Source organism: Thiomonas sp. FB-6 (genome assembly GCF_000377645.1).
Classification (GTDB): Bacteria; Pseudomonadota; Gammaproteobacteria; order Burkholderiales; family Burkholderiaceae_C; genus Thiomonas_A.
Genome location: NZ_KB898540.1, coordinates 1 through 1,897, shown reverse-complemented (window position 1 = coordinate 1,897; position 1,897 = coordinate 1). Strand labels below are relative to the sequence as shown.

Genomic DNA, 1,897 nt, shown 5'->3' with positions numbered 1-1,897 from the left:
AAGACCGCCGGCTGCCTGAACACGATGGACATGGGTTGCGTGCGGCAGACGGTGGACGCGGCGCGCAAGCTCGATCAGGCGCAAAGCGACGCGGTGGACCAAGGGGCGCTCGCGGCGCTGCAGCAACGCTGGCAAGGCGTGAAGAACATCCCGGCGTCGCTGAGCGACCTGGCCTCGCTGATCCAGAGCGATCCCGGTCAGGCCGCCGCGCTGCTCGGGCAGGCGATCGCGCAGTTGCCCGCCAACCTGGTCCACCAGTACAGCGGCGAGTTGCAGGCGATCATGACGGCCTACCTGTCGGGAACGTCACCGCAGCAGTTCCAGCAGGCCGGCGCCGCGATGGCCAACCTGGCCGTGGACGTGGCCACCGTCGTGGCCAGCGACGGCGTGGCCGAGGTCGCGGGCGCCGGAGCGAGTGCGACGCTGGATGCGGTCGATAGCGGCCTGGCGAAGATGGGGCTCGGAGGCGCGGCCACGGAAGACACTGCAGTGGCAGGAGGTTCCGCGACCAGTAGTGCAGGTTCGCAGTCCGGCTTCTACCGCGACGGCTCGATCGCCGATCCCAGTCGTCCGATCTCGGCGACCGGGCCTTGGCGATCGGCAGCGGAACTCACGCCCGCGCAGGCAGATCAACTGGTGCAGTCTGGTCTGCCAGCCGGGGCTGAGGTGAGCGGCGCGAGCAGTGCCGATACACTCAATCAGCAGGCTGTGGCCAACGGCAATGCTCCGCCCTTTGTTCCGGGCTCCCAAGTAGTGGATATCACCACCACCCAGCCCACGCAGATGGTGCGGGTGTATGTTGAGACGACTGGTGCTTCGAAGGAGGTCGGCTCTTGGGTGATGCCCGCCGGCGAGATCGCGGGGCTCACGCCGCAGCAGATTGCCAGCAAGTTCGGCCTGCCGCAGGTGCCGACCATGGTCAGCGATGTGAACCTTCCGGCGGGCACGGAGTTGCAGGCGAGTGTGGCCAACGGCATCTCGCCCAAGGCCAGCGAGGGAATTCTGACGGGCGACAACGGGGGAGGAGGCGGTGTGCAGTTTGAGATTCGGAATGCGCCAGGCGACCCTGCCCAATTCGGACAATGGTTCAGCAATGCAAGGCCGCTGCCATGAATCCGTTGAACAGCAAGCAGATAGCGGTCTGGAAAAAAATCCTGCTACCTGGAGGTGAAGTCATAGCCCTTGCCAATACCTATGCGGACGGCAGCTATCTCTCCCTCCACGACATCAACCACAATGTCTTCCGGCTGAACGCCCGAGGGGAGGTGGTGTGGCAGGTGCGGCGCGACGACAGCAACCATCCGCCGGACTGGTGGGACATCCTGCATCGGCAAGCGCGCGAGCGCGGGCGTGACGGGGCGCGCGAGCCGTTCATGTACATGACCGTCGTGCACGCCGATGGGTACGTGGATCGAAACCCGGACAATCGAATGCCCAAGGATGTTCAGACCTGGGTGCCCAACAGCACGATTGTGTTGGATGGCTCGGCGTATCAGGTCTATGAACTGGACCCTGATACGGGGGTGGCGAAGAACGTCACCAAGTGGCCCGTAAGACCCTGGTGACGAAGCGCTGGGGCGGAGTTCGGCTCGATGTACGGTCGGAAGGCGGGAGCCGCGCAATGCAGAGGCTGCTCGTGACAAGCGTGGACTGGATTCCTGCCGCCGCGCCGCCACCGTTCTTTGACAATGGGAAGATAGCCTGAGCGTGCTCGCACGGGCTTGACGCGAACTGCGCCTTCCCGCAGCTACTGTCGGCCAGCAACGGCCTGCAGGACCTGTCGGGGCTGGTGCAGGGCAGGCGGTGCAGGCGGCCTTCACGGTGACGCAGGCCTTCACGCAGCAGGTGGGGCAGTTCCTGGCGACCAAGGCGGCGCAGGCCGATGCGGCCCAGAAGG

Annotated in this window: 2 protein-coding genes; both read left to right on the top strand. The window is 65.6% G+C overall.

Annotation, left to right across the window (positions count from 1 at the left end; all coding sequences use genetic code 11):
• Nucleotides 1-1,113, top strand: a 1,113-nt coding sequence (locus tag D466_RS24590; RefSeq protein WP_196803541.1) for a hypothetical protein, incomplete at its 5' end; no start/stop codon positions are given.
• Nucleotides 1,110-1,565, top strand: a complete 456-nt coding sequence (locus tag D466_RS0119920; RefSeq protein ID WP_026285528.1) for a hypothetical protein — start codon at nt 1,110-1,112, stop codon at nt 1,563-1,565. The genes D466_RS24590 and D466_RS0119920, both read left to right, overlap by 4 nt.
• The last annotated feature ends 332 nt before the right edge of the window (nt 1,566-1,897 follow it).

Bases quoted from the DNA above. Each gene is read 5' to 3' on its own strand.
- D466_RS0119920 (WP_026285528.1), top strand. From the start codon at position 1,110: ATGAATCCGTTGAACAGCAAGCAGATAGCGGTCTGGAAAAAAATCCTG.